This is a genomic window from Streptomyces sp. RLB3-17, from assembly GCF_007113425.2.
Classification (GTDB): domain Bacteria; phylum Actinomycetota; class Actinomycetes; order Streptomycetales; family Streptomycetaceae; genus Streptomyces; species Streptomyces mirabilis_D.
The window spans coordinates 10,119,636-10,143,385 of the sequence record NZ_CP041610.2 but is presented as its reverse complement, the minus strand read 5'-3'; the positions used below and the strand labels follow the sequence as shown (position 1 = coordinate 10,143,385).

The 23,750-nt window shown below is 69.6% G+C and carries 15 protein-coding genes and 2 pseudogenes; 10 read left to right on the top strand and 7 right to left on the bottom strand.

The genetic code is table 11. The features are described 5' to 3' along the window. Positions 1-62: 62 nt before the first annotated feature. Complete coding sequence (locus FNV62_RS45495) at positions 63-1,910, bottom strand: collagenase (protein WP_225900619.1); 1,848 nt, start codon at positions 1,908-1,910, stop codon at positions 63-65. Positions 1,911-2,360: 450 nt separating this feature from the next. Between FNV62_RS45495 and FNV62_RS45490 the strand changes: the two genes are divergently transcribed. Next, positions 2,361-3,794 (top strand): aminopeptidase P family protein, encoded by a 1,434-nt coding sequence (locus FNV62_RS45490; RefSeq protein WP_144316211.1) that lies wholly within the window; start codon positions 2,361-2,363, stop codon positions 3,792-3,794. A gap of 37 nt (positions 3,795-3,831) precedes the next feature. On the opposite strand, the gene FNV62_RS45485 is transcribed toward FNV62_RS45490, so the two are convergent. Continuing rightward, complete coding sequence (locus FNV62_RS45485; protein WP_097287678.1) at positions 3,832-4,791, bottom strand: LysR family transcriptional regulator; 960 nt, start codon at positions 4,789-4,791, stop codon at positions 3,832-3,834. A gap of 95 nt (positions 4,792-4,886) precedes the next feature. On the opposite strand from FNV62_RS45485, the pseudogene FNV62_RS45480 reads away from it, so the two are divergent. Beyond that, positions 4,887-5,450, top strand: a pseudogene (locus tag FNV62_RS45480) (transposase); the annotation flags it as partial. On the opposite strand, the gene FNV62_RS45475 reads toward FNV62_RS45480, so the two are convergent. After that, positions 5,385-6,071: a DUF2848 domain-containing protein gene (locus FNV62_RS45475; RefSeq protein ID WP_144316210.1), complete on the bottom strand. Its 687-nt coding sequence runs from the start codon at positions 6,069-6,071 to the stop codon at positions 5,385-5,387. The pseudogene FNV62_RS45480 and the gene FNV62_RS45475 sit on opposite strands and share 66 nt — an antisense overlap. Positions 6,072-6,210: 139 nt before the next feature. Here FNV62_RS45475 and FNV62_RS45470 point away from each other — a divergent pair, with 139 nt between their 5' ends. From FNV62_RS45470 to FNV62_RS45460, 3 genes are read left to right on the top strand one after another with little or no spacing between them, the layout of a single operon-like run. Beyond that, complete coding sequence (locus tag FNV62_RS45470) at positions 6,211-7,575, top strand: MFS transporter (RefSeq protein WP_054232570.1); 1,365 nt, start codon at positions 6,211-6,213, stop codon at positions 7,573-7,575. Between the two features lie 43 nt (positions 7,576-7,618). Then, positions 7,619-8,410 carry a carbon-nitrogen hydrolase family protein gene (locus tag FNV62_RS45465; RefSeq protein WP_144316209.1) on the top strand — a complete coding sequence of 264 codons (792 nt, stop codon included), beginning with the start codon at positions 7,619-7,621 and terminating at the stop codon, positions 8,408-8,410. Then, positions 8,407-8,745, top strand: a complete 339-nt coding sequence (locus FNV62_RS45460; RefSeq protein ID WP_054232572.1) for a cupin domain-containing protein — start codon at positions 8,407-8,409, stop codon at positions 8,743-8,745. Before FNV62_RS45465 ends, FNV62_RS45460 begins: the two co-directional genes overlap by 4 nt. 52 nt (positions 8,746-8,797) lie before the next feature. On the opposite strand, the gene FNV62_RS45455 is transcribed toward FNV62_RS45460, so the two are convergent. Beyond that, positions 8,798-9,424: a GntR family transcriptional regulator gene (locus FNV62_RS45455; protein WP_144316576.1), complete on the bottom strand. Its 627-nt coding sequence runs from the start codon at positions 9,422-9,424 to the stop codon at positions 8,798-8,800. A gap of 436 nt (positions 9,425-9,860) precedes the next feature. On the opposite strand from FNV62_RS45455, the gene FNV62_RS45450 reads away from it, so the two are divergent. Together FNV62_RS45450 and FNV62_RS45445 are read left to right on the top strand one after the other, a co-directional pair. After that, positions 9,861-10,883 carry an LLM class flavin-dependent oxidoreductase gene (locus FNV62_RS45450; RefSeq protein WP_054232574.1) on the top strand — a complete coding sequence of 341 codons (1,023 nt, stop codon included), beginning with the start codon at positions 9,861-9,863 and terminating at the stop codon, positions 10,881-10,883. Positions 10,884-11,128: 245 nt separating this feature from the next. Then, the gene (locus FNV62_RS45445; RefSeq protein ID WP_144316208.1) at positions 11,129-12,022 is read left to right on the top strand and encodes an SAM-dependent methyltransferase; all 894 of its coding nucleotides are present in this window, start codon (positions 11,129-11,131) and stop codon (positions 12,020-12,022) included. A 33-nt stretch (positions 12,023-12,055) separates the two neighbouring features. On the opposite strand, the pseudogene FNV62_RS58180 reads toward FNV62_RS45445, so the two are convergent. Continuing rightward, positions 12,056-12,158: pseudogene (locus FNV62_RS58180) on the bottom strand (DALR anticodon-binding domain-containing protein); the annotation flags it as partial. Between the two features lie 441 nt (positions 12,159-12,599). Here FNV62_RS58180 and FNV62_RS45440 point away from each other — a divergent pair. Further along, positions 12,600-14,948, top strand: a complete 2,349-nt coding sequence (locus FNV62_RS45440) for a GH92 family glycosyl hydrolase (RefSeq protein ID WP_144316207.1) — start codon at positions 12,600-12,602, stop codon at positions 14,946-14,948. 825 nt (positions 14,949-15,773) lie between these two features. On the opposite strand, the gene FNV62_RS45435 is transcribed toward FNV62_RS45440, so the two are convergent. Then, positions 15,774-16,721: a GlxA family transcriptional regulator gene (locus FNV62_RS45435; protein WP_144316206.1), complete on the bottom strand. Its 948-nt coding sequence runs from the start codon at positions 16,719-16,721 to the stop codon at positions 15,774-15,776. 288 nt (positions 16,722-17,009) lie between these two features. On the opposite strand from FNV62_RS45435, the gene FNV62_RS45430 reads away from it, so the two are divergent. After that, positions 17,010-17,810 (top strand): alpha/beta fold hydrolase, encoded by an 801-nt coding sequence (locus tag FNV62_RS45430; protein WP_144316205.1) that lies wholly within the window; start codon positions 17,010-17,012, stop codon positions 17,808-17,810. Between the two features lie 153 nt (positions 17,811-17,963). Further along, a complete protein-coding gene (locus FNV62_RS45425) occupies positions 17,964-19,013 on the top strand; it encodes an SgcJ/EcaC family oxidoreductase (protein ID WP_144316204.1) in 1,050 nt (349 codons plus the stop codon). A 442-nt stretch (positions 19,014-19,455) separates the two neighbouring features. Here FNV62_RS45425 and FNV62_RS45420 read toward each other — a convergent pair whose 3' ends face one another. Further along, positions 19,456-23,637 (bottom strand): S8 family serine peptidase, encoded by a 4,182-nt coding sequence (locus FNV62_RS45420; RefSeq protein WP_144316203.1) that lies wholly within the window; start codon positions 23,635-23,637, stop codon positions 19,456-19,458. Between the last annotated feature and the right edge of the window lie 113 nt (positions 23,638-23,750).

The window sequence follows — 23,750 nt, the reverse complement described above, 5'->3', positions numbered from 1 at the left end:
CACGTCGCCGCCTCGGCAGGCCGCGGAGTGACAGGGAGAGGCAGGGTCAGTTCGCGGCTCGCTCAGCCGTCGGCGCTCGGTCGGCTGCCGCTCCCCCGGCAGGCGCCGGCCGCGCAAGTGTCGAGCCAGTCGGCGAAGTCCGCGTCGTAACGGGTGCCGATGCCGGTGCTGTAGACCGCATAGGCTCCGGCGTAGTCGCCGGTGCGGAACTTGCTGAGCATGGCCTGCACGTCGTCCGGGTGGTTCTCCATCATGTAGCGGACGGCCAGGTAGCCCCACGGGTAGGTGCGGGTCAGGTCGGAGTTGGCGTACGTGCTCTGCCACAGGGTGCTCAGGGCGTAGGTGTGCTTCCCGGCATCGGAGAGCGCCTCGGTGTCGGGCACTCCCCGGTAGCTGTACGAGACGTACTCGGCGAAGCCCTCGATCCACCAGATGTCCGGGACCGTCTGGCCCGCGGAGAAGTCGCCGTACGTGTCGTAGCGGCCGTCGAGGTAGTGGGTGTACTCGTGGTTCAGGTTCCAGATGTCCGCCGGGAAGCCGTCGCCCACGCTCTTCACATAGGCGACGAAGCGGGCCTGGTTGTCGGGGTCGGCGGGGTTGCCCTCCAGGTATTCGCCGCCGTTGTCGGTGCTGTTGCCGAAGATCCAGCCTGAGTAGGTCCGGTACTCCCTCGGGCTCGCGAAGACGACGATCTGGATGGTGGTGTTGCGGTCGTCGGCGACCGGGCCGCTGTCCCTGACCATGCCGTGGAAGTAGGCGTCCTGTCCCTGCACGCTCTTGCAGGCCTCGGCGAGCGCCGAGTCGGTCAGGGACTGGGCCAGGAAAGTGTGCCCGTCATCGCACTTGTAGGTGATGGGGAGTGCCGCCGCGGTGAGCTTGGACGTCAGGTCGCAGGTGTCGTAGTACGAGCATTGGGCCGCGTCGTGCGCGGAAGTCATCTCGGCGGCGCCGACCCACAGCGGAGCGGTCGGGCCGGTGATCGAGGAGGCGCCGAGCAGGCCCTTCACCATCGGCCGCACCTTGTCGTCCAGCCCGGCCGTGTCGAGGAAGCGCGCCGTCTCGGCTCCGGCGTTGGCGGCCATGAAGTACCAGGTCCCGCTCAGCATCGAGATGTGGTTCAGGGTGAATGAGTTCAGCGTGTCGATGATGCTCGGGTCGGCGGTGACCGCGCTGATGAACGCGGGATTGAAGTGGCCGCGGAAGAGCGGGGTGAAGACGTCGTTGACGGCCGTGTCCATGCTCCAGTAGGCGTCGTAGGAGCTGTCGTAGGCGTTCAGCACTCGCTGGTACGTGTCCAGGTAGCGGGCCTGCTCGTTGGCGCTGTCCGTCAGGATGATGACGTCGCCCAGGACGTTGCCGTGTTCCGAACTGACGTCCATGAAGTGGGAGTTGGCGATGAACGCGTCCAGTCCGCAGGCGATGGCCGCGGCCAGGGTCGGGCCGTATTCGCCGACGTCGGCCGCGTCGTTGTACTGCACGTAGTAGCCGGCGCGCAGGAACAGCACGAGCTGCCACACCTGGGTGGAGTTGTCGCCGGGATACGTCTGCGACGCGTCCTGGAAGGCGTCTGCGACGGTCACCATCTGCGCCTCGCGGAACACGTTGCGGGCGTCCGTGCCGGTGACGCCGAACAGCGTGTTGATGCAGTCGGTGGTCGAGTCCTGGATGTACGCGACCAGTTCGGATCCGGTACGGGTGCCGAAGTCGGCCGGGGTGCACGACGCGGCTGCCGCGTGTTGCGTGGCTTTGGGAGGTCGCACGGCCTTCGAGGTCGAGGAGGTCTGCGGCAACTGCGGGCTGAGCGGCCGGACATGGGCGGCTGCCAGTCGCCCGCTCTGGACGTCTGCTTGGTCGGACGCAGCGGTGTTCGCGCCGAGCGGCGACAGCGCGCGCGGCTTGGGCTCGGTCACGGCGGTGGTCGTGGGAGCAGCCGTTGCGACGGCCTTCGGTCCGGCTGCCGCAAGGGCCGGTACGGCCGGCAGGCCTGCTATCAGGGCACTGACCGCCAGGCTGACGGCCAGGAATCTGGACGCGAATCTGGACGGACTTCCGGGACGGAATCCGGGCAGGGCAGGTCGACGACGCATCAATGCTCCTTCGTGAGTGGGGGTCGCTTCGAGCACGAGCGGCGAGCGTGGGGGGAACGTCCCACTCACAGTGGCCAGTGACAACGGACTGAGGGATACGACAATGGAGGGGCGGGCCATAACATCCGTGCCCGCAGAGGTAGTTGACGATCCGTGCCCGCAGAAGCAGTTGACGGTCAGGGCGGGGCGCCGAGCAGGTCTCCACCTCGTGTTATGCGTGCGGCGGAAAAACGGTATGGGGCGGGCCGGCCCCTTGCTCCCTACGATCCCGGTATGACGACGAAGAAGCCGCTGCACACGGGTTCGCACGACCTTCCGGTCTCCTCCGCGCTCGCCGAGTTCCTCATGGGGAACTGGGAGTCCTCGCCGCGAGCCGACCCGCCCCCGCAGTCGATCGCACCGTGGGCGGCCAAGCGACGCGACCGGCTGTCCGCGCGCTTCCCCGGCGAACGGCTCGTCGTTCCCTCAGGCGTCCTCAAGGTGCGCAGCAACGACTGCGACTACCGGTTCCGGCCGCACACCGCGTTCTCGTACCTGACGGGTGGGACCGAGCCGGGCAGCGTCCTGATCCTCGAACCGACCGCCTCGGGTCACGAGGCGGTGCTGCACGTCCGCCCGCGATCCCCGCGCGACACCGGGGAGTTCTACCGCGACCGTCGCTACGGCGAGATCTGGGTCGGCCGCCGCGCCACCCTCGACGAGGCCTCCTCACTGCTCGGCGTGGCGACCCAGGGCCTCGACGACGTGCCCGCCCGGCTGAACGGCGCGCGACCGACCCGCTTGCTGCGCGGCGTCGACCCGGAGATCGACACGCTCGTCGACAGCGCCGGCCGTGAAGAGGCCGACCTCGAATTCGCCTCGTTCCTGTCCGAGATGCGCCTGGTCAAGGACGAGTGGGAGGTCGAGCAGTTGCAGATCGCGGTGGACGCCACGGCGGCCGGATTCACCGACGTCGTGCGCGCACTGCCCGAGGCCGTCCGCCATCCGCGTGGCGAACGCTGGGTCGAGGGCGTCTTCGGTCTGCGCGCCCGTCTCGAGGGCAACGGCCTCGGCTACGAGACAATCGCCGCCGCCGGAGCGCACGCGTGCGTACTGCACTGGATCGCCAACGACGGTCCGGTCCGTCCCGGTGACCTGCTGCTGCTCGACGCCGGCGTCGAGTCGGACACGCTCTACACCGCCGACATCACGCGCACCCTTCCGGTGAGCGGCACCTTCACCGCCGCGCAGCGCGACCTCTACGACCTCGTGCTCGCCGCGCAGGACGCCGGTATCGCGGCGGTCCGGCCGGGCGCGCGCTTTCGTGACTTCCACCTCGCTGCGATGCGGGTCATCGCCGAGGGGCTGCACTCCTGGGGCCTGCTCCCGGTGACGCCGGACGAGGCCCTTGAGCCCGAGAGCGGTCTGTTCCGCCGCTACACGTGGTGCAGCAGCGGCCACATGCTGGGCATGGACGTCCACGACTGCGCCGCGGCCCGTGCCGAGCAGTACCTGGACGGCGTCCTGGAGGCGGGCCACGTCCTGACCGTCGAGCCGGGCCTGTATCTCCAGCCGGACGACCTGACGCTGCCGCCGGAGCTGCGCGGCGTCGGCGTGCGCATCGAGGACGATCTGGTCGTCACGCAGGACGGCGCCCGCCTCATGTCGTCGGCGCTGCCGCGCACCGCGTCGGCGATCGAGACGTGGATGGGTGAGCTTCTGGCCTGACCTGCGTCCCAGGGCTCGGGCGCCACCGTAACTGGCCCTAGGAACGCGGCAGATGGAATGACTGCGCCGCCCACGCCTGGAAGTGCGCCGACCGCGTGATGAGGGCGCGGTAGGACGCGTGCGCGGAGCTGAACAGTGTCTCCGTGATGTCCTCCGTGACCTGGTCGCGGCGCCATGCGAGCAGATAGCGGGTCCACAGCGGTGTGCCGGTCAGCGGTTTGACGATCACGCCCTGGCTCGGCCGGGTCGTAGCCTGCACGATGGAGACGCCGAGTCCCTCGGCGATCATGTCCTGGAGCTGGAGCCGGTCACCGAGGTACTCATGGACGGCCGCGGGCGTGAACCCGGCCGCCGCGCAGGCCGCGTAGAACACGCCCGGCCAGCCGGCACCGTCGTCAGGGGTCAGGAACCAGGCCTCGTCGGCGAGTTCGGCGAGGGGGACCTCCATGCGGTGCTTGAGGCGATGACCGGAGGGCAGGGCTACGAACGCGGGTTCGTTGACGATCTCGCGATGCGCCACGGCCGCGGAGTGCCGCAGCTCCATTCCCGGGTAGTCCGCGGCGATCGCGGCGTCCAGCTCGCCCTTCTCCAAGTGCTCGACTATCTCCGACGAAGGGTAGACGCTGCTCACCGTCAGCGTGAGATCAGGCCTCCGGCTGCGAATGCGGACGACCATGCCGGACAGGACGGGCGAGTTGGTGGCCGCAAGGCGCAGGACCCGGGGTGCTTTGACGCCGTCCCCCGCCGGACGGCGCCTGATGGCATCCGCACGGGCCAGAATGTCGCGCGCCTGAGTCAGGACCTCGAGGCCGTACTGGGTCGGCTCGACGCCCGACGCGGTACGCACGAACAGGTCCTCACCGAAGAGCCGCTCGATCCGGCGCAGTTGGGTGCTCATCGCCGGCTGCGAGTACTTCAGGAGTGCCGCGGCCCGCCCCAGACTCCCGGCGTCGGCGATCGCACACAAGGTCCGTAGATGCCGAAGCTCCAGGTCCATCGTCCGGGCTCCTCGTCTCGACGCCCCTGCCGTCCGCGGTCATCGGGCGACTCTAGCGGTGGTTCATCACGGGGTCAGTAAGCGGAGGGTGGAGTGAATACGTCGTGGAGCACCTCGGAGACCGGGATGCGGTCCCGCTCGTGGACGACACCGGCTTTCCGAAGAAGGGTGTCCGCTCGGCGGGAGTGCGGCGGCAGTACTCGGGCACCGCGGGGCGCACGGGGAACCGCCGGATCGGTGTCTTCCTCGCCCATGCGGCTCCCCGCGGGCGGACGTTGATCGACCGCGCCTGTATCTGCCCACCTGATGGACGGACGACCGTGAACGGTGCCCGGGCTCCCGCGCCAGAAGTGGAAGCACCACTCGTGCGGCGAGGGAGCCCACGGCTTGCGGATCTTCGACTGGGCCCGGGTCGAGGTACGGCCCTTGCACCGGCCGGATCGCCGCACTGGATGATCGCCCGCCAAAGCGTCAGCCGTCCGCGGGAGATCTCCTACCGCGTCGCCCACTGCCCCGCCGAGACCCCCTGGGCGAACTGATCCGTGTCGCGGGCCAGCCGATGGGCTGTTGAGGAACGCTTCCCGTCAGGCGCGTCAGCCGATGGGCTCCGGCATGGGCCGGACGTCGTAGGCGAGGCTGATGACGTCCCCGTCCGTCGGGTCGCCCAGTTCGACGCGCCAGCCGTCGGCGAACTGGTCGACGCCGGCAGCCATGGGAATGGTGCCGGAGATCAGGACGGTCCCGGGCGTCAGCTCGCCGCGGGAACGCAGGACGTCGACCCAGTAGGCCGGGGCGAGGAGTTCGGCGAGTGTCCCGGCCTGGATCACGGTCTCGGTGCCGCCGTGGCTGACCCAGGCACGCAGGGTGAGCTCGTCGATGCGGGACTCCACGTCGGCCAGGCGCCAGGCGCGGCGGGCGAGGACGTCCGGGCCGGCGTTCTTGCTCCACGCCACCCCGTGCACCTCCAGGTCGCGGTCGGTGTGGTCGCAGGCGGCGGTCAGCAGCAGTTCCCCGCCCTCCGCGACGACCAGCGCCCACTCGGCCTCGCCGGAGGTGCGGCCGTGCTGGACCGCGACGCGTTCGGTCTGCTGGGCGAGGTACGGGGAGACGGGGTAGAGCGCCGGCGTCACGGACGGGCCCGGTACGCCCAACTCGGCGAGCTCCGCGACGTGCGCGGCGACGTCGTCCTGGCTGCGCCCGGCGTACCCGGCGTTGAGGACCTGGACGACATCGACCTCGCGCGTCGATCCGTCGGGCAGTTCGAAGGTCAGCACGGCCATGAGGGCACTCCCAGGGATGGGGGGACGGTCCGCGGATCCTGATTTCTCCACGGTTAACTTCTGGCGCAGGCTTGCGCATACGACCTGTATACAAGAAGTATGCCGGAAGGTCGATGTCCCCGGAGCAAGGATGGAAACCATGCACGACACCCCGAAGAGCGACGCCGGAGCGGCGGAGAGGCGCTCCGGCGTCCGCCGCGCCTTCGTCGCGAGCCTCACCGGCACGGCCCTGGAGTGGTACGACTTCGCCGTCTACTCCGCCGCCGCCGCGCTGGTCTTCGGTGACCTCTTCTTCCCGTCGGAGGACCCCCTCACCGGCACTCTCCTGGCGTTCTCCACCTACGCGGTCGGCTACGTCTCCCGCCCCATCGGCGGATTCGTCTTCGGCCGGCTCGGGGACGTGATCGGCCGCAAGAAGGTGCTGATCGCCACACTCGTCCTGATCGGTGTGGCCACCTTCCTGATCGGCCTGCTGCCCGCATACGGAACGATCGGCGTGGCCGCGCCGATCGCCCTGGTCGTGCTGCGCTTCGCCCAGGGCGTCGGCGTCGGCGGCGAGTGGGGCGGTGCCGTCCTGCTGTCCAGCGAGTTCGGCGACCCGCGCCGCCGGGGCTTCTACGCCTCCGCCGCACAGGTGGGCCCGCCCGCGGGCAACCTGCTCGCCAACGGTGTACTCGCCGCCCTCGGCGCGCTGCTGACCGAGGCGCAGTTCGAGTCGTGGGGCTGGCGGGTGGCGTTCATGCTGTCCGGCGTGCTGGTCGGCTTCGGGCTGTGGATCCGGGCCAAGCTGGAGGAGACCCCGGTCTTCAAGGCGATGGAGGCCGAGCAGACGCGACCCCAGGCCCCGATCCGCGAGGTCTTCACCACCCAGCCCCGCGCCTTGACCGCCGCGATCCTGTGCCGGGTCGGCCCCGACGTGCTGTACGCCATGTTCACCGTCTTCGTACTGACCTACGCCACCCAGGAACTCGGCATGTCGCGCGGCTCCGCCCTCGCGGCCGTCCTCATCGGCTCCTCGGTCCAGGTCTTCCTGATGCCACTGGCCGGCGCGCTCTCCGACCGCGTCAACCGCCGCCTGCTGTACGGCATCTCGGCGGTCGCGGCCGCCGTATGGCCGTTCGTGTTCTTCCCGATGGCCGCCGGCGGTTCCTGGCTGCCGCTCGCCGCCGGGGTCCTCGTCGCCCTGGTGATCCACTGTTGTCTCTACGGACCGCAGGCCGCCTTCATCGCCGAGCAGTTCTCGCCCCGGCTGCGCTACACCGGCTCGTCCCTGGCCTACACCCTGGCCGGGATCATCGGCGGCGCCATCGCCCCGCTGCTGTTCACCACCCTGCTCAGCGCCTACGGCAGTTGGGTGCCGCTGGCCCTGTACATCGCGCTCGCCTCGGCGGTCTCCCTGGTGGGCGTCCTCCTGGGCCGCGGTCCCGATGCCGCCGTCGACGAGGACGTACGGCTCGCCGCGCCGAAGACCCGGGCCGCGGCGGACGCCCCCCTTTCCCGCTGAAAACGGCCACAGAACCCCGACCCAAAGAAGGAGGCGCCGCACCGTGCGGATCGCCCTGAGTCAACTCACCACCGGCCCGGACCCCGGGAAGAACCTCCGTCTCGTCGAGGAGTGGACGCGTCGCGCCGCGGACGCCGGAGCCCGTGTCATCGTCTTCCCGGAGGCGTCGATGGCCTGTTTCGGCACGCCGCTGGCCCCGCTCGCCCAGCCCCTCGACGGACCGTGGGCCGACGGGGTCCGCGAGATCGCCGAGGCGACCGGCACGGTCGTCGTGGCCGGCATGTTCACCCCGGCCGACGGGGGACGGGTGGCCAACACCCTGCTGGCCACCGGACCCGGCGTCGAGGAGTCGTACGACAAGATCCACCTCTACGACGCCTTCGGCTTCCGCGAGTCCGAGACCGTCGCCCCGGGCTCCCGCCCCTCCGTGATCGACGTGGACGGCATCCGGCTGGGCCTGGCCACCTGCTACGACGTCCGCTTCCCCGAGCTGTTCCGGGCGCACGCCGACGCCGGGGCGGTGGGAACGCTGCTGGCGGCCTCCTGGGGGGCCGGCCCCGGCAAGCTCGACCAGTGGGAGCTGCTGGTGCGGGCCCGCGCGCTGGACGCCACCGTCTGGGTCGCCGCCGTCGGCCAGGCCGATCCCGGCACCGGTCCGAGCGCCGTGCCGACCGGCATCGGGCACAGCCTGGTGGTCGGCCCGGACGGGACGGTACGGGCCTCCCTGGGCGCCGAGCCGGAGCTGCTGGTGACGGACTTGAACGTGGAGGAGGTCGGCGCGGTCCGCGAGAAGACGTCCGTGCTGGCGAACCGGCGGCCGGAGGTGTGGCGATGAGCGGGCCCGAGCTGGAGTTCCACCGCCCCGACGGGCCCTGGCGCGCCCCGGCCGGCGCCGGACCTGGTGTCGAGGAGTGCGTCCTGGCCGAGGACCCCGCGAGCGGTCGGCGCACCGCGCTCGTCCGCTGGGCGCCGGGCACCGACACCTCGGCCGCGGGCGTGGCCCGGCACGACGTGTGGGAGGAGGTCTACCTGGTCGAGGGAGCGCTGTACGACCGGACGCTGGACCGGACCTTCACCGCGGGCATGTACGCCTGCCGTCCCCCGGGCATGCCGCACGGACCCTGGACCTCGCCGGACGGCGTGACCATGCTCGTGATCACCTACCCCTGATCCCGGCGGGCACGGGAGCGTCCCTCGGCAGCGGGGACGCTCGCCCGGCCCGCTAGCCCGCGAGCAGCACCTTGAGGGTCGACTCCAGGTGGTGGTCGATGGCCGCGCACACGGCCTGCGCGTCACCGCCGGCGAGGGCGTCCAGGATGGCCTCGTGCTCGTCGAGCACCGCCTCCTGCCGTCCCTGCTGGTTGTAGACGGCGACCACCCCGGCACAGACCTGGCGGCTGCGCAGGCTGTCATAGTGCCGGTCCATAAGGGCGTTGCCGACGGCCGACACCAGGGATGCGTGGAACCGGTGGTCCACGGCGATGAACTCCCGGGTGTCCTCGGCGCCGGTGAGCGCGCGCTGCTGTTCCAGCAGGGAGCGCAGTTCCTCCAGGGGCACTCGCTCCGCCGCGACGAGCTGCTGGGCCGCGTACCGCTCGACGACGCCACGCAGCTCCATCAGCTCCCGGACCTCCCGCCCCGTCAGGGGTGTCACCCGGGCACCGCGCTTGGGCACAAGTTCGACCAGGTCCTCGGCGGCGAGCAGCAGCAGCGCCTCCCGGATGGGGGTGCGGGAGACACCGATACGATCGGCGAGCTCCTGCTCCGACAGGAAGGCCCCCTGCATCTCGGGGTCCGTCAGCACCGTGTCCTTGAGATACGCGTAGGCCTTCTCCCGACCGGACGCCACGGCAACCCCCAGACATCGCATACAGTTTGTATACCGACGCTACCACGCACTTTGCCACGGAGGGACGGGTCGCGCACCGTGTTGGGGGACGCTCGGGCCCAGAGGACGTCGGCATCAGGCCCCGGCACGAAACCGATGCCGGTCCCGTGCCGGATGATCTCAGCCGCGTCGATCACAGACGGCCTCCGTCGGTGAACTCGTCACGCCAGGGCACGATCCGGCCCTTGGCCTGCTCGGGGGTCGGGTGACCTGGGGAAATCTCACCCCATTACCCGGCGCGAGTGTGCTGCGGAGGACCAGCTGATCAAGAGCAGTCCTGGTCTTCGATGTCCAGGTTCAGCAGAAGGGTGAGGGCCTCGTATTCGGGTTCGCCGTCCCCGTTCGCACCCTGCCCACGCGGGGAATCAAACGCGGCCGCCGGACGCTTTGACCTGGAGTGAAGAAGATAGGTTTCCTCTCGTTCGGCCACTGGTCGCCGAGTGCCCACTCCAAGACCCGGTCCGCGGCCGACTTCCTGCTCCAGTCCATCGACCTGGCGGTCGCTGCGGAGGAGCTCGGCGTGGACGGTGCGTACTTCAGGGTGCACCACTTCGCGCGGCAGGCGGCCAGCCCGTTCCCGCTGCTCGCGGCCATCGGTGCACGGACCTCGAAGATCGAGATCGGCACCGGCGTGATCGACATGCGCTATGAGAACCCGCTGTACATGGCCGAGGATGCCGGCGCTGCCGACCTCATCTCCGGCGGTCGGCTGCAACTCGGCATCAGCCGCGGATCACCGGAACAGGTGATCGACGGCTGGCGATACTTCGGCAACACCCCCGCGGAGGGCGAGACCGGCACGGACATGGCCCGCCGACACACCGAGACCTTCCTCAAGGTGCTCGACGGCGAGGGCTTCGCGAAGCCGAACCCGCGGCCGATGTTCCCCAACCCGCCGGGTCTGCTGCGCATCGAGCCGCACTCCGAGGGGCTGCGCGAGCGGATCTGGTGGGGCTCCGGCTCGAACGCGACCGCCGTCTGGGCCGCGAAGCTGGGGATGAACCTGCAGAGTTCCACCCTGAAGGACGACGAGACGGGCGAGCCGTTGCACGTCCAGCAGCGCAAGCAGATCGAGGCGTACCGCGAGGCGTACAAGGCGGCAGGCCACACACGAGAACCGCGTGTGTCGGTCAGCCGCAGCGTCTTCGCCCTGACCAACGACCTGGACCGGGCCTACTTCGGCCAAGACCGCAACTCGCGGGACCAGGTCGGCATGATCGACGACACGACCCGGGCGATCTTCGGACGCTCGTACGCCGCCGAGCCGGACGTACTGGTGAAGCAACTCCAGGAAGACGAGGCCATCCAAGCCGCGGACACCCTGTTGCTGACCATCCCGAACCAGCTCGGTGTCGACTACAACGCCCATGTACTGGAGAGCATCCTCACCCACGTAGCACCGGAGCTCGGCTGGCGCTGAGTGTTCTACCGCCCTGTGTGGGAGGCGACTCGGCACCGTGGTGGTCGGGCTCACGGCTGGGCCGAGCCCCGGGCCCGGACTCGGCCCTGATCGGGCACACCGACCGGGGAGGAAAAGGCGGAAGCCCAGCTTCACTGCCCGTCAGGTGAACTCGCGCTGTGGGGTGTGGCGGCCGGGCCGACGGACACCTATGTGCATGTGTCTTGTTTGCCCTTGAGTGACGCGGCTCTCCGGGGAGAAGCTTGATGTTCGGTGATGCTTTGGGCCAGGACGCCTCCGTGCTGAGATGGCGGGTCGACATCGCCAAGGCGCACCCGGCGCGCGTCTACGACCTGTTTCTCGGGGGCACGGACAACTACCCGGTCGACCGGGCCGCGGCCCTCGCCGCCAACCCGCGGGGTTACCTCGACATCCGGCACAACCGGGACTTCTTGCGCCGGGCGGTGACCACGCTGACGGCGCAGGACGGCATCCGGCAGTTCCTGGACATCGGCACGGGGCTGCCGACGCGGGAGAACGTCCATCAGATCGCCCAGCGGATCAGCCCGGACTCGCGGGTCGTGTACGTCGACAACGACCCGGTGGTCCTGGCCCAGGTGTACACCCTGCTGACCAGCCGGTCCGAGGGCCGTACGGACTACATCGACGCGGACCTCAAGCAGCCTGCTCGGATCCTCGAACAGGCTGCCAAGACCCTCGACTTCGACCAGCCGGTCGCGCTCGTGCTTGCGGCCGTCCTGCACTTCGTCGAGGACGAGGAGGCCTACCGGGCCGTGCGTGAGCTGGTGGACGCGTTGCCGTCGGGCAGCCGGCTCGTCCTCAGCCATCTCACCGAGGACGTCAACCCCGAGGCCATCCGCGCGGTGCGACGGACGTACACCGAGCACGGTTTCACCTTCGTCCTGCGCTCGAATCGGGACGTCGAGCGGTTCTTCACGGAGGCCGGGCTCGTACTGGAGGAGCCGGGTGTCGTCCCGGTCCACCGCTGGCGCCCCGATGGCGCAGCCCCCTCGCCCGAACAGGCCGACCCCGCCCGCCTCGCCACCTTCGACGCCATCGAGATGATCCGCTTCCATGACATCAACGACGTCACGGACGCGGACATCAACATCTACGCGGCGACGGGCCGCAAGGCCTGATCAAGGTTTGATCAGGCCTTGACCAGGGATCGGTCAGAGGCGCTCGGGCGTCCTTGACGCCCAGCGGGGCCATGCCCTGGTGCAGGGTGCGGGCCGTGAGCTCGCACAGGAACAGGCGGTTCTCGACCTGGTCAGCGATCTGGACCGGTGCCGGTGCATGCCCGTGCGGGTAGCGGCCGAGCGACGGCACGTGCAGCTCCCGCGCCTTCGCACGCCGGGCCCGCGCGACGGGCCGCTCCCTGTGCGACGTCCGAGGCTCGGCGGGCACCGCCGGCTCACTGCCCCCGACCAACGTCGAGTCGTCGGCACGACTTGCCACCAGCGCGAACACGCTGACTACCTGGCCTTGGCGGGAAGCCCCAGGATCCGCTCGCGTTCGTCCTGCTCGGCACCCCCGAGTTGTGCCGACGCGCCGGCGACCGGCTCGCGACGTCGGTCACGGAAGACTGCGGGCTCGCGTGATCCGCTGAACTGCCGCCCCGCCCGGAACACTTGACGATTACGTGTACACGACGAAGAATGATCGCGCTCCACGCTTTGACAACGTTGTCCAGGCTTTGAGGAGGCGTTCCCGCCCATGGGATGGACTCAACGGCTACGCGATGCGGGGATGGTGGTGGCGACCACCATGCTCCTCGGCGGCTCCCTCGCGGTTCCGGCGGCCCGGGCGGCCGTCCCGCCGAGCGCCCCGCTCACCGATCTGGTCAACCCGTTCATCGGAACGGAGAACGAGGGCAACACCTACCCCGGCGCCGCCGTGCCCTTCGGCATGGTGCAGTTGTCGCCGGACACCGGCCACAACACCGGCTACGACTACTCCCAGAATCACATCCGCGGCTTCTCCCTCGTCCATCTCTCGGGCGTCGGCTGCGGCTTGGGCGGCGACCTGCCCGTGCTGCCGACCACGGGTGACGTCACCGAGACGGACTACGCCAAGTACGAGGCGGAGTTCAGCCACGACAGCGAGCGGGCGAGCCCCGGCTCGTACCGGGTCGACCTGAAGACCGGCATCAAGGCCGAGCTGACCGCGACCGCCCGGACCGGGGTGCAGCGCTACACCTTCCCGGCCACCGACAAGGCCAACGTCCTGCTCAACGCGGGGCAGTCGCTGCACAGGACGATCTCCACCAAGGTCGAGATCCTCGACAACCGCACGGTGCGGACCGCCATCACCGGCAGCGGCTTCTGCCAGGACACCAAGCCGTACACCGTCTACACGGTCACCCGTTTCAACCGCCCGTTCACCACTTCGGGCACCTGGAACGGCGATGCCGTCACCGAGGGTTCCAAGGAATCCGTCAGCGCGGGACGCAACGGCGCCTTCGTCCGCTTCGACACGACCAAGGACCGGACGGTCGAAGCGACCACCGCGCTCTCGTACGTGGACGCCCGCGGCGCCGCCCTCAACCTCCGCTCGGAAGGCGGCCGTTCGTTCGACGCCGTCCGGAGCCAGGCGCACCGCACATGGGAGGACCGGCTCGACGACGTACGCGCCCAGGGCGGCGGTGACACCCTGCGCCGCACGTTCTACTCATCGCTCTACCGGTCCTTCCTCGCGCCCAACATCGGCAGCGACGCCGACGGTCGCTACACCGGCTGGGACCAGAGGGTCCACCGCGCACAGGGCTTCACCTACTACCAGAACTGGTCACTGTGGGACACCTACCGCACCCAGTCGCAGCTCCTCTCCCTGCTCGCGCCGCGCGAGGCCAGGGACATGGCGATCTCCGTCATCAAGATCGACGAAGACAGCGGCTGGCTGCCCAAGTGGGGCTACGGCACGGTCGAGACGAACATCATGACCGGCGACCCGGTCACCCCGTTCCTGACCAACGCCTACCAGCAGGGCCTGCTCAAGGGATATGAGGAACGGGCCTACCGCGCCCTGAAGAAGAATGCCGACGGAGTGCCGCCCGCCGATTCGCCCGCGGTGGGCCGCGAAGCCAACAAGGAGTACATCGCGAAGGGCTTCGCGCCGTACATCAAGGGCCGCCCGCACGCGAAGCCCGGCGACTCGGACTACGACCACGGAGCCTCCGCGACCCTGGAGTACGCCCTGTCGGACGCCATGCTCGGCGCGATGGCACGGGATCTGGGCCACGACGCGGACGCCGCACGCTATGCCGCACGGTCCCAGAACTACCGGAAGATCTACGACGGTTCGACCGGCTTCTTCCGCGCGAGGGATGCCTCCGGCGTCTTCACCGGACCGGCGGACCCGGCCCTGAGTGAGGGTTTCCACGAGGGCACGTCCTGGCAGTACCAGTGGCTCGTGCCGCAGGACCTGCCGGGCATGGTCGACCTGATCGGCGGCAAGCAGACGGCCAACGACCGGCTCGACTCGTTCTTCGCGTACGAGCAGCTTCTGAAGGACCCGGCGAAGACCGCACGAGAGGTGTGGGTCAACGGCCCGTACGACTACTACAACGCGGACAAGTACAACCCGCAGAACGAGCCCGACCTGATCGCCCCGTACACGTATCTGTCGACCGGTCAGCCGTGGAAGACGACCGATGTGGTGCACGCCGCGCTGACCTTGTTCACGGACGCGCCGACCGGCATGACCGGCAACGACGACCTCGGCACGATGTCCGCCTGGAACGTACTCTCGTCCATCGGGATCTTCCCGGTGCAGCCCGGCTACGACACCTGGGGCCTGTCGACGCCCGTCTTCGAGCGGGTCGATCTGACGCTCGACCGGCGCTACTACCCGCGCGGCGCCCTGACCATCAAGGCCACCGGCACCTCCGACCGTGACCGGTACATCCAGTCGGCGAGGGTCGACGGTTCCTCCTACGGCCGTACGTATCTGACGACCGAGTCGCTCCGGGGCCTGCGGGCGCTCTCCTTCACCGTTGGCGCCGAACCGTCCGACTGGGGGACGTCCGCCGACGCCGCCCCACCCGCCCTGGGACCTGCACGGTGAGACGGTCGTTGGGCAGTGCGTCGAACGGCGTACGTGGGTCGGAGGGTTCCGGACGGGTTGCGGGAAAACACATAGCTGTTGATCCCCGGCCGAAGGTCCGACCGCAGCACTTCGACACACACCACATCCCATGACGTGACGCCACGTGACGCGGTCGCGGCAATCGCCCATGCGCTGGTCAACGGATGCGTAGGGCGGGTGCCGCGGCCGTCAGTCGACGACCTCCGCCGCCTCGGACCGGGAGAATTCCGGCAGCAGGCTGGGCTGTGGCTTTCACACCCCCCGCCGAGCAAGGATGCGAGCGTGATGGCAGCAGCGACGGCGACGGCGGTCAGCGGCGGGTGCCATCGCGTTGCCCCGGTCTTGGGGTTGGCGTAGTCCCCGGCCTTTGCGTGGAAGCGCACGGCTCCGATGAGCAGGAGTCCGAATACCACGGGGGCGGCGATGCCGACGGGCTGCCAGAAGAGGCCTATGAGCAGTCCTGCGGCGCTGGGCACGGCGGCAGAGATGAACACGCCGCACCACCACCGGCTGCACGGCCCCCGCCGCGTGCAGGTGGCGGGTGAGATTTTCCTTGTCCCGCCGCAGGCGGGCGATGGTGGCGCGGTCCGTGGTGGTGTCGCGCGGGCGTGGCGATCTGGCCAGAGAAGTCGCGGTGGCGGTGTGGCGGTTGACCTGTAGGTGGCTGACGAGGGCGAAGCCGGTGGCCGCGCGGTCCGTCCTCGGCTTCGGCTTCGCGCACCAGGGTTTCTGCCCTGAACACTGCCGGGGCGGACGCGCGCCCGGGTCGACGGACTCTGTGACCTCGCAGTCCGGCCTTCGCCGTCAGGCGGCCTGGTGCTGGAAGGTGCGGCGATAGGCCGTGGGGGTATTGCCGACAGTGTCACGGAATCGGGCGCGCATGTTGGCGCCGCTGCCGAGGCCGCATCGCATGGCGATCTGTTCCACCTGGAGGTCGGTGGTCTCCAGGAGTTCTCGCGCGCGGTTGATGCGGGCGGTCAGGAGCCATTGGTGGGGGCTGACGCCGGTTTCCTGGCGCCATAGGCGGGTCAGGGTGCGTGGGGAGACGCCGGCGTGGTCGGCCAGGTGGGGGATGGTGAGGCCTTCTTCGAGGTGGAGCAGGGCCCATTCACGAGTGTCGGCGAGCGTGGTGGCCTGGGGGGTGGGGAGGCTCCTGTTGATGTACTGGGCCTGTCCGCCGTCGCGGTGGGGGGCGGCGACGATGTCCCTGGCGATGTCGTTCGCGACGGCTGCGCCGAGGTCTTTGCGGACCAGGTACAGACACAGGTCGATGCCGGCCGTGAATCCCGCGGAGGTCAGGATGGTGTCGTTGTCGATGTAGAGGACGTTGCGGTCGACGCGCAGCCGGGGGTAGAGCTCCTCGAGGTCATCCGCCTTGGCCCAGTGGGTGGTGACGGTGCGGCCGTCGAGCAGCCCGGCCGAGGCGACGGCGAAGGCTCCGGTGCAGATGGAGGCGATGCGTATCCCGGCGCGGCCGGCGAGCTTGAGAGCGGCCCTCACCCGTGGGTGCGGAGGGCGCCGGAAGTCCTCGAAGCCCGGGACGATGATCGTGTCCGCTTCGGCGAGCGCCTCGAGACCCGCGGTCAGCCCGAGGGTGAAACCGGCGCTCGTGGTCACGGCCGCCTCGGTGTCGCCGCACACGGTGAGCTCGTAGGGAGTGTTCGGACGGGCGTTGAAGATCTGCGTGGGGATCCCCAGATCCATGGGCAGCACACCGTCGACCGCCAGAACCATGACCCGGTGCTTGTTCATGGCCGCAATATTACGTCCGCCTCTCATTTCGCAGGGTGGGCCAGGAAGCCACCGTGCTCCGGCCCAGGGATGCTCATGGGATGAAACACCTGGTCAGACAGCTGATCGTGTGACCGGAAACCATGGGTCCACCCGCACGGTTCTGGCCCAAAAGATGCGCATGCTGGCAGATGAGCCGTGGTCTGGAAGGGAGGTTCCGGAGCAGGATCGAGGAGCGAGCGCGGGGCAGCCGACTCCACACACCGGTGGAGCGGTCCGAGAGCCCCGGCCGTGGACGAGGAGCCGGCAATGACTTCGCAGAATGTGGTGGGCCGTTTCTTCGACGTGCGGGGCGGCCAGGTGTACGCCCACGTCCGCGAGGGTGACGGCCCGGTGCTGATCTTCCTGCACTACTGGGGAGGCTCACGCCGCACCTGGATCCCGGTGCTGCAGCGTCTGGATCCCGGGCAGGGCTTCGTGGCCTACGACCAGCGCGGATGGGGCGACTCCACGAGCGTGCCGGGACCTTATGACCTGGACCAGCTCGCGGACGACGCGCAGCGGGTCATCGACGCGCTCGGACACCCCAGCTACGTGCTGGTCGGGCATTCCATGGGTGGCAAGGTGGCTCAGCTGCTGGCCGCACGCAAGCCCGCCGGTCTGAGGGGAGTCGTCCTCGTGGCACCCGCGCCGCCCGCGCCCATCGGGGTGACCGAGCAGGTGCAGGAGACGGTTTCCCACGCCTACGACAACGAGGAGGCCGTTCTTCAGAGCATCGACCTGATGCTGACCCGCGGCGGGCTGACTCCCGAGCTGCGCCGGCAGGTGGTCGAGGACAGTCTGCGCGGTGGCGACGAGGCCCGTCTCGAGTGGCCGCGCCAGGGCCTGGTCCAGGACGTGTCGGCCGGCGTCTCAGCCATCGAGGTGCCGGTTCTGGTTCTCGCGGGCAGCCACGACAAGGTCGACCCGCCGACCGTGCTCGCCGACCACCTGCTGCCGCTGATCCCGACCGCCACCCTGACCGTCCTGAAGGACACCGGCCACCTCTCGCCCCTTGAGGTGCCCGACCAGGTGGCCGCGCACATCGGCGCGTTCGTCGCGCAGCTGTGAGCACAGCGCTCCAGCCGCACATCCCCCGTGGGGCCATCGGCTGTCGCTCCACATGTCGTGCAGCCGCACCCCCATACCCGGCACGCGTGAGCGCGCCGCCCAGCCACCGTACCGATCTGCCCCGGACCGGGGTTCAAATGAAGGAGACACATCATGACCACCGACGCACACCTGTCCGTCTTCGAGCAGCTCGACCTCCCCGACACGAGCCTCACCCGGGACACATTCGCCCTTGCGGCACAGGCCACGCCTGCCTTCATTCACGATCACTGCGTCCGCAGTTACGTCTTCGCCCGCGCCCATGCCCAGAACCAGGGTCTGCGCGCCGGTACCGACTACGACGACGAGTTGCTGTTCGTCGCTTGCGTCCTGCACGACTTGGGACTGAGCGAGGAGGGCAGCAACAGCGACCAGCGTTTCGAGGTCGACGGCGCCGACATCGCAGCGGCATTCCTCCGCGAGCGCGGTGTCGAGGAAGAGCGTATCGCCGTCGCCTGGGACGCCATCGCTCTGCACACCTCGGACGGCATCGCCTCGCGCAAGGGCACGGAGGTGGCGCTGGCCCAGGCGGGTATCGCCACCGACATCCTCGGAATCCAGCGTGAGAGCCTTCCGCCCGGCCTCGCCGACGAAGTGCACGCCCTGCTGCCGCGTCGGGACCTGGCCCACGGGTTCAGCGACCTCATCATCACCCAGGCCGTGGCCAAGCCCCACAAGGCGTCCCCGACGACCTTCATCGGCGACCTGCTGCGTCGCCACCTGCCCTACGGCGCCTATCCCAACTGGTACGACCTGATCGACGCGGCCGGCTGGGGCGACAAGCCGGTCGGCGTCACCGCCCGGCGCCGTGCCGAGACGCCCCAGCAGGTGGGGACCTTGTACATGGAGTACCTGGAGGCCGGTGACGTCGAGGGTCTGGTGTCGCTCTACGAGCCGAACGCCCACTTCGTCCCCACTCCCGGAACCCACTTGGTGGGCACGGACGCAATCCGCAAGGCCATGCGGCAGATGGTCGACAGCGGTGCCCGCCTCAAGCTCGAACCGCGTGAGATCCGACAGGTCGACGATGTCGCCCTGGTGTCGAACAACGCCATCCTCACCGGGGTCGGACCGGAGCCGGTGCTCTCCACCACCACCGAGATCCTCCGACGCCAGCCCGACGGCGGCTGGGTGCACGTCGTGGACGACCCGTTCTTCAGCTGACCGCGTCGGGCAGCCTGGGCACGGAAGCACAGGCCGCCCGCCCCTCCCAGGGCTTGGCGGGCATCTGATCAATGTGCAGGATGCTGTGAGGGATGTTCGTTGCGGGCCAACCGCGTCCCGCCTCATCGCCGCGCGGCCCAATCCCCGATGCCTGTTGTGGAGTTCTTCAACGTCTCCGACCAAGGTCATTGCCATTCCCGTATTCGGTCGGCACGCCGGCGCACCGATCGCCGGCCACATCGCCGACCTCGGCATCCACTCCAGACCCTGGGTCTGGACCCGCCTCCGGTTCGCCCCGTTCGTCCTCGTCACACCCCGTTCGTGCCCCGTAAGACCATCGCCCAGCACTGGGCCGGGGCTTGCGCCGCCGGTCCTCCGTAACGCCGCGGGTCCGCTGACGCCGTGGCGCCCGCGGACCCGGGTGGTGGAGCAGCGAATCGGATCAGTAGGAGAACTGCTGGATCTGGCTGCTGTCGGCCGCGTACGTCCAGCCGGTCCGTGTTGCCGGGTCGAGCTGGATGGCACGCTCGTGATGGCTCGGCAGCCGGCCGTTGAAGGCGCCGGCAGGGAGGTACTCGACGCCGGTCACGGTGCCCACCGTCTCGCCCGTCTTCAGGTCGACGACGGCGATGCGGCCGGTGGCGTTGTTGTCGCCGAAGCCGTACTGCTGAAAGCCGCCCGTCGGCTTCAGGTCCGGGTACCGGAAGGCGAACAGCCCCAGTTGGTGCACGCCGTCGATGGCGAGCGCTTCAGCCGCTTGGTTCGTTCCGAGGTTCACCGGGTCCCCGCTGGGCAACTGCGCGTAGTACCCGGTGCCGGCGAAGTTGACGCTGGCTGAGTGGTACCACGTTTCGTAGAGGTTGCCCTTCTGGTCGGAGGCGAGGTTCCCGGCGCAAGGGACTCCTGCGCCGCTGTGGGTGACCGTTGCGCTGTCCAGGTTGATCGTGGCTATGGTGCCGGACCCGGTCGAGGCCAAGCAGTTGATGGTGCTTCCGGTCTTCTGCGCGGAGAAGACGCCGGTCGACTCGTCTATGTCCAGCAGGCCGTACGTGGCAAAGCCGTCCGGGGTGGGCTCGAGCTCGAGCGGCGTCCCTTGAGCGCCGGTCGCCGTGTTCACGGGGAGCACGAAGCCCGCACGGTCGCTTGAACGGGAGGCGAGCACCGCTGCACGGTGGCGCTTGGCGTCCACCCGCCCGCCGGTCACGACGTACTGGTCGTCGACCCGGACGGGGCTGCCGACCGCGTTGCCGGTGCTCGTGTCGTAGGTCTCGAGCCACTGCTCGCCGGTGGTGGTCTGCTTGTGCAGGACCAGCGTGTGGTGGGCGGAGTCGACGCCGAACACCTCGTAGATGGAGCCGTACGCGGGGTCGCTCGTCAACTTGCGCCCATAGGTTCCGGTGGCGGCGTTGTAGTCGTACACCGAGCCTTCACCGGTGGGGGTTTCGACCGCCGCGACGGACGTGCCGCCGGGGACGATCGCGAAGTTGGTCAGGTTGGTGTCTTCGGGGGCCAGTCCGTCGTCGTATCCCAGCAGGGACGTCGGCGAAGCCTGGCCGACTATCCTGCCGTGCTGGTCGACGGCAAACACCCGCAGGTCGTAGGCGATCGACGAGGGAAGCTTGAGCGCGAGGGCGTCGAGTGCCGCCGTGCCCCTCGTGCCCTTCAGCGAACGGTCGAGCGTGGCCGGGTTGTCCACTCCGTCGTGGTCGCGGGTGGTGCCGTTCTGATTGCTGACCAGGTTGTACGAGTTGTACAAGTTCGGCCCGGGCGCGGAGAACTCCAGCAGCGTGCCGGTGGCGCCCTTGACCCCCGATACGTCGTAGTGCACCGAGAACCGCGGTGCGGCCCGGTTGATCTCCAGCAGGTGACCGAACTCTCCGGATGTCTTCGCGGCCAGGGTCGGCGCTGCCGGGCGCTGTGAGGGGCCACCGCCGTCGACCCGGATCGAGGCGAACTCGCCGTACAGCGGGCCACCCTTGCGGTTGCCTGTGGGGTTCTGGAGGATACCGATCCCGTAGATGCCGCCGCCGGCGGAGAAGGCGCCGGCCGGGACGGTGACCGTGCCGTGAAGGCCCGTCAGCGGGGCGGTGTAGGAGGCGGAGAAGATGGGCGCCGACGCGGGGTTCCAGTGGCCGACTCCCGACACGACCAACTGGGGCGAGCCAAGGTTCCGCACCCCGGTGAGGTCGTAGCTCACCTGAACGGAGTGTCCCGCCTTGACGACGGGCTGGACCACCGGGGCGAGCGACTCGACGTAGCCGCCGTCGGTGGGGCCGAAGGTCAGCTCGTGGGTGGCCGAGGCCAGTACCTGGTGGCCGTGGCGCACCTCGAAGGTGAGCGAGACCTGACGGTCCGTCGCGGAGACGACCGGCAGTCCGGCCGCGGTCAGCATCTGCCTGGGGGTCAGCCGGATCGCCGGCACATCGGAGGCGAACTCGTGATGCCCGATGCGCAGCGCGTAGCTGACGCCTTGCTGGTCGGGCAGGCCGGTCACGTCGGCGCCGATGGTCACCGGTCCCACCAGGCCCTCCCCGGTGGCACTGGAGCCCGAGCCCGGTCCGGCCAGGTCGATGCGTCCGGGGTCGGTGGCCTCCAGGTACGAGCTCCCGAGTCCGCCCGTGGTCTGGCGATGCGCCACGGAGAGCCGGACGATGCGGGGCGTGCCTGTGTGGGCGTGGCCGCCGTGCGCCTTGGCCAGGACCGCTTGCAGCGCGGCGGTGACGTCGAGTTGCGGGCCCACGTGCAGCGGCTGGTCGATCTGCGGCGGTGTGGGCACGGCCCGGCCGGTGCGCTCCAGCAGCGAACGGACGTCATCGGGCGACGGGTGCTGCCCGGTCAGCCGGGAGGCCTGCAGCACGACCGCGGCAGCGGCCGCGATCTCGGGTGCCGACGCCGAAGTGCCTCCGCTGAGGACCTCCGTCACCGACTGCGCGGTCTGGCCCTGGTGCTCGAAGGCGGGAATGCCGTCACTGGGCGCCGAGACGTTCACGCGCGTGCCGAATCCTGAGGAGAAGACCCCGGAACCGTTGAGCCTGGTGGTCGCCCAGGTCCCGTTGGCCGATGCGGCTCCGCCGTTCTGCGGCGGCACGGACAGCGTGTCGTCGGTCGTGGTACCACCCGCGGTGATCGCGCCGGAGTCCAGCACCTTGCTGGGCGTGGTCGACAGCTGGTCGTCGTCGATCCGGGTGGTGTCGGCGGCCTTGCGGGTCACGTTGGTCGCGGTGCTGCCGCCGTCGGGCCCGACGGCCGCGTTGGTGTACAGCCTGGTCCCGTCGTTCGACGAGACCACCATGGTGATGCCGTACTGCTGCACGATGGACGCGATCACGGCCTGCTGGACCGGGTCGTCCTCCAGGTAGCGGCCGGGGAGCCCCGCAGCGTCGGTGCCGTAACCGAGGCTGGCGGTGATCACGGTGGGTCGCGGCTGCTGCCGGGCCGCGGCCAGCAGCGCCACCGCGATCTGGCTGAACGTCGGCTGCTGCGGGACGACGAGCCGGTAGGTGGCACCCGGGGCGATGCCCAGGAGATCGGAGGACCCACTGCCCTGCATGCCCGGGCGCTGCAGTTCGTGCGGAAGCGGCGCCATCACCGAGAAGTCCAGAAGGACCTCACCCAGTGCGGGGTCCTGCCCCTGGGCCGAGCCCGTCGGGTCGAGTGCGCCGGTCGCGTCCGCGGTGTAGGTGGGTATCAAGGGCATCGTGGGGATGTCCAGGTACCGCTGGCCGTTCTGGACGACGGTCGTCGGCCCCGCTGCGCCCAGGTTCGGCGTCGACGTGTCGGTGAGGTCGCCGATCGAGACGTTGGTGATGGTCTCACCAGTGCCGGGCAGCTGGTCGAACTTCTGCTTCAGCAAGCTGTAGGCGCCCGTCGCGTTGACACCGCCGGCGTTGAGGAAGCTCTGCAGCGAGGTGCCGAGAGCCGCGTTCCCGGGCACACCGTCGGAACCGGTCGCCGCGCTGTTGTGCCCTTTCGCCGACGAGCCGGCCTTCCCCGCCGTGGCGGTCACCGAGGAAGGCAGCGGCACGGAGCCGGTGTTCATGGGGGAGACGGTCTGGTCGGGCTCGGCGTAGACGACGCCGGGCGTGGCGGCCAGCGCCCGGGCTGCCGCCGAGGCGTCGCCGCCGGCGAGTTGGACGACCTGGACCTTGGACAGGTCGATCGCCCCGGAGCCCAGCTTCGGCAGGGCGGCTGAGCGCAACCGCTGGGCCTCGGCGACCCCGAGACCCGGCAGCAGGGGCCGCATGGAGACCGCGTGGGCCCTCTGGAGCGCGGTGTTGACCGCGGTGTCCGAGGTCAGCGGGGTACGGACCCGCAGATTGCGCTGCTTGCCCAGCGACTTGCCCGTCGCCTGGGTGGCCGAGCCGAGTACCACGAGGACCTGGTGAGGGCTGTTCTTCGCCGACTGTGCGGGCGTGGGCTTCAGGAACGAGCGCCACGGACCGAGCGCTGAGGATCCGGGTGTGGAGGGCAGCGCAGCCCCCGCGGACGTACCTTTCACGCCGGAATCGGCCGCCGGGTTCTGTGCTCCTGCGGCCGCCGCGTACTGCACGGGTGTGCCGAGCAGTACGGCCGCGCTGGCTATGGTGGCGACACCGCGAGCGATCGCTCTTCTCCGCCGTTTCATGGGCACTCCACTTCTCGCAAAAGAACTCAGGAGGAAGTACAGAGATGGCGCCACCCCCGGACAGCGCCCACGCTTCGGGGAATCTGTCAACCTGGCGAAGCCGGCACAAGATC

Excerpts from the sequence above, each read along its gene's own strand:
- FNV62_RS45490 (WP_144316211.1), top strand. The coding sequence starts at position 2,361 with ATGACGACGAAGAAGCCGCTGCACACGGGTTCGCACGACCTTCCGGTC.
- FNV62_RS45485 (WP_097287678.1), bottom strand. The coding sequence starts at position 4,791 with ATGGACCTGGAGCTTCGGCATCTACGGACCTTGTGTGCGATCGCCGAC.
- FNV62_RS45475 (WP_144316210.1), bottom strand. The coding sequence starts at position 6,071 with ATGGCCGTGCTGACCTTCGAACTGCCCGACGGATCGACGCGCGAGGTC.
- FNV62_RS45470 (WP_054232570.1), top strand. The coding sequence starts at position 6,211 with ATGCACGACACCCCGAAGAGCGACGCCGGAGCGGCGGAGAGGCGCTCC.
- FNV62_RS45460 (WP_054232572.1), top strand. The coding sequence starts at position 8,407 with ATGAGCGGGCCCGAGCTGGAGTTCCACCGCCCCGACGGGCCCTGGCGC.
- FNV62_RS45445 (WP_144316208.1), top strand. The coding sequence starts at position 11,129 with ATGTTCGGTGATGCTTTGGGCCAGGACGCCTCCGTGCTGAGATGGCGG.
- FNV62_RS45440 (WP_144316207.1), top strand. The coding sequence starts at position 12,600 with ATGGGATGGACTCAACGGCTACGCGATGCGGGGATGGTGGTGGCGACC.
- FNV62_RS45435 (WP_144316206.1), bottom strand. The coding sequence starts at position 16,721 with ATGAACAAGCACCGGGTCATGGTTCTGGCGGTCGACGGTGTGCTGCCC.
- FNV62_RS45430 (WP_144316205.1), top strand. The coding sequence starts at position 17,010 with ATGACTTCGCAGAATGTGGTGGGCCGTTTCTTCGACGTGCGGGGCGGC.
- FNV62_RS45425 (WP_144316204.1), top strand. The coding sequence starts at position 17,964 with ATGACCACCGACGCACACCTGTCCGTCTTCGAGCAGCTCGACCTCCCC.
- FNV62_RS45420 (WP_144316203.1), bottom strand. The coding sequence starts at position 23,637 with ATGAAACGGCGGAGAAGAGCGATCGCTCGCGGTGTCGCCACCATAGCC.